6 protein-coding genes are annotated in these 7,147 nt (G+C 55.0%); 2 read left to right on the top strand and 4 right to left on the bottom strand.

The genetic code is table 11. The features are described 5' to 3' along the window. The 4 genes from CFB82_RS41925 to CFB82_RS04040 all read right to left on the bottom strand — a co-directional run. The coding region (locus tag CFB82_RS41925) for a hypothetical protein (RefSeq protein WP_218829056.1) at nt 1–234 on the bottom strand (234 nt) is incomplete at its 3' end. Beyond that, nucleotides 231–1,109, bottom strand: coding sequence for a hypothetical protein (locus CFB82_RS41920; protein ID WP_143750873.1), 879 nt, complete (start codon nt 1,107–1,109; stop codon nt 231–233). The genes CFB82_RS41920 and CFB82_RS41925, both read right to left, overlap by 4 nt. A 60-nt stretch (nt 1,110–1,169) precedes the next feature. Continuing rightward, nucleotides 1,170–2,477, bottom strand: coding sequence for a glycosyltransferase family 4 protein (locus tag CFB82_RS04045; RefSeq protein ID WP_089483485.1), 1,308 nt, complete (start codon nt 2,475–2,477; stop codon nt 1,170–1,172). Between the two features lie 104 nt (nt 2,478–2,581). Then, nucleotides 2,582–3,754, bottom strand: coding sequence for a polysaccharide biosynthesis/export family protein (locus tag CFB82_RS04040; RefSeq protein WP_089483484.1), 1,173 nt, complete (start codon nt 3,752–3,754; stop codon nt 2,582–2,584). A gap of 162 nt (nt 3,755–3,916) precedes the next feature. Here CFB82_RS04040 and CFB82_RS04035 point away from each other — a divergent pair, with 162 nt between their 5' ends. Together CFB82_RS04035 and CFB82_RS04030 are read left to right on the top strand one after the other, a co-directional pair. Then, nucleotides 3,917–5,038, top strand: coding sequence for a glycosyltransferase family 4 protein (locus tag CFB82_RS04035; RefSeq protein ID WP_373558731.1), 1,122 nt, complete (start codon nt 3,917–3,919; stop codon nt 5,036–5,038). Beyond that, nucleotides 5,039–7,096, top strand: coding sequence for a capsular polysaccharide biosynthesis protein (locus tag CFB82_RS04030; RefSeq protein WP_089483482.1), 2,058 nt, complete (start codon nt 5,039–5,041; stop codon nt 7,094–7,096). The last annotated feature ends 51 nt before the right edge of the window (nt 7,097–7,147 follow it).

Here is a 7,147-nt window from a genome sequence, read left to right as displayed (position 1 = left end):
CTCATACACCGCCTCCAACGTCAGTTCCTGTCGTCTGGCGATCTCTTTCGCTCGCACGCCGTCGCTGAACATCAGAATCGTCCGCGACCGGTCTCGTATTCGCCAATCACGACGGCTTCTCGCCATCGCTTCAAGCTTTGTACGTTCTTCCTGCGTCAGTTCCAGCGCTTTCAATGCCATCAGCTTCGTTGCTCGTCCCGTCCAGTTCGAACCATGATTGTAGAGACATTTCATGTCGAAGGCTTATCTGCCGGCCTTGGCGAGTATTGCGGACTAATTGCAATGACTTTATCCACATCGAATGCTTGAGCGAAATACAACGCAGCGTATGCACCCATACTCGATCCATATGAAATACGGCGACTGTACCCTTTGAGCAAAGGGCGACAGTAATGCTCAATCATACCGATGGTGATGTCCTGATACCAAATATTGCGCTTCGGTTTAAAGCACAGTACATCCAACCCCAGGGATAAGAAATAATCCTCCCCAAATCCCGGCCTCTCGAAGCCAACATAGTCAAATGGTTGAAACGTAACAATAATCGTATTCGAACCAACAGACGTTAGTTCGGCAATCGTCTCCTCATTATCAAAAATTACTCGCTTGCAACGCTGACTATTATCTTCCGTAGAAACGAGCTTTGTCACGCTAACCCGGTCAATGGCCACCGTCGAGTGTGCGTCAACATGCGTGCGAATTTCGAGATCTTGACAAGGCACGTCGAGAGTGAAAATCAGGTTCCGAACCAACCCTCGGCTTGACGTGCTCGCTTCGATTTGAGCCACTACGTGCTTTCCAAGATCGACGGTCACCTCGACAAGACATATGCCGCCATCGGCGATCGTGCCCTCGCCGTCAATATCGACACGATATCGTCCCTTTTCTAAGGTCAAATACGGTCCGTAGGTCAACCAACCCGCGGCACCTGACGAGACGAGCCGACCGCCTTTGAAGGCACCCACGACAGACTTGATCTCCTGCTCAACCGCCAGTAATGAGCAAATTGTCTCGGCAGCCGATGCCGGCGCCGTGGTGGTTTCGATCCCACTCGGCTCATCCGATCGATTACCACCGAACAACTTTGCTGCTCGCCTCAAAAACATCATTGATATCTTGCCTCTATCGAAATACTTCGAAACGACCGTGCGTTCGGGTCGATATGAACATCAAGGCAATATGCGGTTATACATTGCCTGCAGGCGATCGGCATAAGCCGCTGAATCGAACATCTGAGCACGTGCGACTCCACGCACCGCAAGTTGAGCTCGCAACTCAGCGTCCTGTTCGAGTTGACGCAAGCCATGAGCAATCGAGTTCACGTCGTACGGATCGACAATTACGCTAGCATCTCCAGCGATTTCCGGCAGCGAACCGCCCGTCGAACATAACGTAGGGGTACCAAGCTGCATGGCCTCGAGGATTGGCAGGCCAAATCCCTCGTATAGCGACGGAAATACCACAGCCTTGGCCGCGCGAATAAGGCTGATCAGGAATGAGCGCGGCGTGTAGTCAAATACATGAATTCGACGCCTCAGGTCGGGCCGCTGTTTCAGCATTGCGTTAATGAGCTTCATTTCCTCATCCGCCTTCCATGCGAGCGAACCGACAATAACCAACTGCGTGTTCAATCGAGCAGAGAGAAATGCCTCGACCAGACGTCCAACATTCTTCTTCGGCTCAATTGCACCGAAGAACAAAAAATAACTCCGGGGCTCCAGTCCAAAAACCCCCTCGACCTCAAGCTCCGCATCATACAGACTCTTGCCAGCGGCCACGTCGCTTGTATCAACCGCCTGATAGGTGTTGCTGACGTGTTGCGGCGACGTACCGAACAATTCAATAATATCCGTCTTGGAACGCTCCGACACCGTACAGATGTGAGCGCTCGTTTCAAGGCAAGACTTGATCAATCGGTAGTAATAGCGCTTGTTGTCGAGAGTGGTATACGGCAATCGCAGCGGTACGAGGTCGTGAATCGTGTAGACGTTAGGTACACCCTCTATGCGAATAGGAAGTGGGTAGGTCCAATGCATCACGTCCGGCTTTTGTGGAAGACGAATCGTGAGGAATTTTCCATAGCGCAGGAAATGCGCACGCGCGACAGAAAAGAGATCTGTCACATTCCAAATATCGGATTCTCTCGGTAATCGCTCCGCAAAACGGGCAGTTTCCACCTTCCCCGAGACTGATATGGGGCTGGCTTCATAGCCGAACGGAGCCGACAGTGTCGACTTCACGTAAGACACGGCAGTCTGGAGCAGCTTGCGATTCGGCGTTGTTCCACCAAGATAGTCGAAAAACGATATCTCACGCAGCAACGGAAGCAGCTTCGGCGAAATGGGGGCACCATATAGTGTCTGGGTACGCCCCCCCATCTGACTCACGTGATTCGCGAGATTGCGAGCGTAGGTGGCAACGCCCGTTCCGCGTTGGAGCGCAAGATTGTGTCCGTCGATAGCAACAACTTTATTCATTGAAACGGGTCACAACATAGATATCTTGATCAGATGGCCAGCGCATGGGCCGCTCGACCGCACAATAGGTGACGGCCGACATCCAGTGCGATGGACGTACACAACTATTTGAAATTCTGGACGCCGGTCACGACCGGATAGGCGACCGAAAACACAAGATTCAGCACCTTTTGAATTTCGGTAACCGGTGCGTTCGATACATAGAGCAAGTCCTTATTATCCATCATGAAACTCTGCGCGACGAAGAATGCATTCGGATCACGCAAATTCACTCGATAAATAACTGGAACCTTGCCGTCGGCCGTAGTTCGGACAGGTGAATTGGGCCATGTAATCGCATTCTGATCTTCCAGTCGGAAAATAAATACGCCCTGTGCATCCGAACGCGAGTCCTCCAATCCCCCGGCCCTCGCCAACGCCTGCGCCAGTGTGATCCCCTGCGCTTCGAAGTTAACCTCTTGATTCTTGCCGGTAGCTCCAAGCGCCGTAAAGCTGTATGGCTGATATAACGCTGTCACGACATCGCCGGCTCGCAACACGACATTTTGGCGAGGATCCCGGATGATCGCTTCCAGCGGCTGCGAAACGACGGTGTTACCCCGCGTAACCTGTATCGTCACTTTATTGATCGACTCGCGCACGCCGCCTGCCGTCGCCAGCGCGTCAAGTAGGCGCTCACCACGCGCGGTCAGTTGCATCCTGTTGCTGGCGGCGACATCGCCGACGATGGTCACATACGACGTCACATTCTTGGACAACTTGACAAGAACTTGCGGGTTGTGAGCCATGCCGCGCAGCCTTGCGGCGATACGCTCCTGCAATTGCGAGGACGTACTACCGGCGGCCTTGACCGCGCCGATAAAGGGCACATTTATATTACCATCAGCGTCGATCATCTGATCCGGCAAAACCGTAACACGCGCGCCATTCACGCCGCTGGCCGACTCAAGCTGCTGGCCCGCACCAAACAAAGCCGCAGGCGGCGCCTCCCAAATCGACACGGAAACGGTATCGCCAGTCCCGAGTTGCTGCTGGAATTCCGCCCCTCCGCCAAGCGTCGAAAAAAAGTCAGTTTGCTTGCGATCGGCATACAACTGGCGTGCAACTTCATCCGTTACATCGACGATCTGGATGCCGGAAGCGTTATTCCGGGCCTGCCCTGCACCATTGATCTGAGCTCTACTTGGGCCCGACGTCGGAATTGCAGAACAGCCTGCAAGCCATACGACGCCGCAGCAGAGCAATTGCCCACCGATACCTCGAAACAAATGCAGCATTTTTGACACACGTGATTGAGTTCGGCGCAAATTGTCTCACGTAGTCCATTAGAATGAAGCGCAGAAGCAAAAAAACCACGCTCGAAGTGCGAACGCGTCTCGATTGACTAGCACACAAATGTAACAGCAGTGTTGAATATCTTCCTTGATGTCTCCCGCCTGATGACGCGGTTGTACGATGGACTGCGCCCCACCGGGGTCGATCGCGTCGGGCTCGCTTACATCCAGCGATACGGAACAAACGCGCGCGCGGTGCTAAGTGAGCAGGGCTTCTGTTCCATCTTGTCCGCCGCCGATACGCGCGCGACCTTCGACCTACTACTCTCCTCAAAAATCGACCGCTGGGCGATACGCAAAATTGTGGCGCGAGCATGCATGCAGAGCGTCTCGAGACAGGCAACGAACGGCGGCATATTGCTACATACCAGTCACAACGGGATGGAGCACGGCCGTTACTATGACGCTCTGGCGCGTCGAAATATTCGCCCGGTCTTCTTGATTCATGATTTGATTCCTGTAACTCACGCCGAATTTTGTCGCCCTGGCGTCGATACATTGCATCGTCATAGAATCGATACCGCGCTGCGACGTGCTGCTGGACTGATCGCGAACTCCGATGCCACCCTGGAGAGTCTTTTAGCAGAGGCAGTAAAAGCGGGCATAACAAAACCTCCACCTACTGTGGTCGCGCGCCTGGCGCCGGGTACAGTAGAGTGCTCGTCATCTCCGGCCCCCATCGACGAGCCGTATTTCGTTATGTTGGGCACGATCGAACCTCGCAAGAATCACTGGTTCATCCTTCATGTCTGGCGGCGTCTTGTTGAACAGATGGGTAACGACGCACCCAAGCTTGTCATTATCGGTCGACGTGGCTGGGAATGCGAAAACGTTATAGATATGCTCGAGCGCTGTGAGCCGCTGCGTCGAGTGGTCATCGAAGAATCGGATTGCAGCGATATACAACTCAACGCGTGGCTGCAGCACGCGCGCGCGTTGTTGTTCCCTTCTTTCGTCGAAGGTTACGGCATGCCGCTTGTGGAGGCTTTGGGCCTTGGTGTACCAGTAATCGCGAGTGACCTCCCGGTGTTCCACGAGATTGCGTCGGATTTCCCCACGTATCTTGATCCGCTAGATGGTCCCGGCTGGTATGCCAATATCCTGGCCTATATGGAATATGACAGCCCTGAGCGTCGCCATCGGATTCAAAAAATCGCTAGCTTCCGCACGCCAACATGGAGCGAACATTTCGAGCAAGTTGATAGCTTTCTCGATTCGCTACGTTAAATGATGCCCCCGTCACACTCCTACTTCACGTCGGCGGCCGATCGCGAATTCAACGTGCGTTCGGTCGTTCGCGGCAGACGACTGATCGGATGGATGACCGGTAGGTCGCCGCTGATCTGGGTAGACACGTTGGTGGGTCGCATTGCGGCTCGTTCGGCACTCGCCATCGGAGCCGCAATGCAAGCGACCTATCCCGGACCGATACTTGGGCACCGCAAGCAACATGCACCGCCACTTTCGTGGTTCGTGTGTCCTGATGATTGCATCTCTCGCGGCGGATTCGTTGCCGCACTGGAGTCGCAACTTGTGCGCTCCTCAGATGCCACGCCAAAGGAACATATAGAGGATGCCATCGCCCGCGTTCTCGAAACGGATGCTCTCCATATCCGTCATCGCGTCAGCCCATTGCCGAAACAATGGCACGATTCATGTGCCGCCTCGCGAGTCGTTTTGCTGGACGAGCGCACAACTACTCACATTGACTACTGCACGTCGCGCGTCTCTCGAAGAGCGGCCTTCACTGAAATGGTGGCCAATGCACGCCGTTCGCATCCTGACGCACAATTCTGGCTACTGAGGTCGGCAGACTCCGGCCAAGGCATTTGGCTGTCAAGCCAGACGACACTGCCCCCGGATACGACCTTACTCGAAGTCGACCACTCACTATACGAAATGCTCGATCGAATAGATGCAGTGTATGTCGTCGGCGCCTCGGAAGGAATGGCCGCTCTGTTGGCAGGCATTCCAACTCATGTCTTTGGAACTCCTTACTATTCGGGCTGGGGTCTCACTCAAGACTATGCGGTGATGCCCGAACGCACGGCGCGCCCTACGCGCAACAAGTTCTTCAACGTAGTGTTTCAACAGCTTGCTCGTTACCTCGATTCGACCACCGGTCAGCCGGGTTCGCTGGACGCGACGCTGGATAGTGTCGCCCTGCAGCACTCGGTCGCTACTCGCTTCTTCGACTTGACGGCGATCGCCGCTTTGCGCTTTCAGTGGTGGAAACGCTCCTATGCCACTCCTTACCTGCGTGCTGGGGGCAGCAACCTCCGTTGGGTTGGAAAAACCGGAGACGTTGGCTCTAACGAGACCGCAGCCGTTTGGGGTGGCCGCACCGCAGTCGGTTTGCCCACCGGCACGCGCGTGGTTCGTATAGAGGACGGCTTTCTGCATTCGGCGGGTCTCGGCTCGGACATGTCAGCGCCGTATAGTCAGGTACTCGATTTTCAGGGAATCTACTTCGACGCCACCCGTCCAAGTGACTTGACCACGATACTCAATACGGCGCAGTTTGATGAACGGGAACTCGAGCGCGCAGCAGCGTTGCGCCACGCTATCGTGCGATTCGGGCTGACCAAATACAATCTTGGCAGGCGAGCGCCCGTCTGGCGCGCCCCGTCGGGAAGACGCATTGCATTGGTTGCTGGCCAGGTTGCGGATGACGCTTCTATCCGGCTGGGAACCGGGAGTATCGCAACAACCGAGGCCTTGCTTAAGGAGGTGCGTTCGCGCTATCCCGACGCGTTCATCGTGTATAAGCCGCATCCTGACGTGATGTCCGGAAATAGACCCGGTGTCATCGATGGCGCGAAACTCGCTGATATCGTCGATGACCGAGCAGACCTCGTATCGCTCATCACCGCAGTAGACGAAGTCCATACGCTGTCTTCATTGACAGGCTTCGAAGCATTGTTACGTGGTAAAGAAGTGTACACCTACGGACTGCCGTTCTATGCTGGCTGGGGGCTCACCCACGACGCGCTACCCCAGCCCTGGCGAGCCCGAACGCTGACGCTCGACATGCTGACAGCCGGCGTATTGATCCGGTATCCAATCTATTGGGACTGGGATCTCGCACTATTCACCAGCCCCGAGGCGGTCGTTCTGCGGTTATCGCAGATGGCCAATCGCCCTCTTGGCGAAATCCGCAAGGACCACAAACGCTTTTTCGTCAAAGCCGCACGATGGAGCCGTAATGTGCTTTGGCATGCGTTATGGCACTGCCGACACCGCCCAACCGACAACTCCCAACCGAGGTGGCGCAGGCAGACGTAAAGGGCTTTCAACGATATTGCATTTCACCCTTTCCTCTATGTCGGTCGAAAA

The sequence above is a fragment of the Burkholderia sp. HI2714 genome (assembly GCF_002223085.1).
GTDB lineage: Bacteria > Pseudomonadota > Gammaproteobacteria > Burkholderiales > Burkholderiaceae > Burkholderia > Burkholderia lata_D.
The sequence above is the reverse complement of the archived record's forward strand: the minus strand, read 5'-3'. Positions and strand labels throughout refer to the sequence as shown.

Excerpts from the sequence above, each read along its gene's own strand:
- CFB82_RS41920 (WP_143750873.1), bottom strand. The coding sequence starts at position 1,109 with ATGATGTTTTTGAGGCGAGCAGCAAAGTTGTTCGGTGGTAATCGATCG.
- CFB82_RS04045 (WP_089483485.1), bottom strand. The coding sequence starts at position 2,477 with ATGAATAAAGTTGTTGCTATCGACGGACACAATCTTGCGCTCCAACGC.
- CFB82_RS04040 (WP_089483484.1), bottom strand. The coding sequence starts at position 3,754 with ATGCTGCATTTGTTTCGAGGTATCGGTGGGCAATTGCTCTGCTGCGGC.
- CFB82_RS04035 (WP_373558731.1), top strand. The coding sequence starts at position 3,917 with ATGACGCGGTTGTACGATGGACTGCGCCCCACCGGGGTCGATCGCGTC.
- CFB82_RS04030 (WP_089483482.1), top strand. The coding sequence starts at position 5,039 with ATGATGCCCCCGTCACACTCCTACTTCACGTCGGCGGCCGATCGCGAA.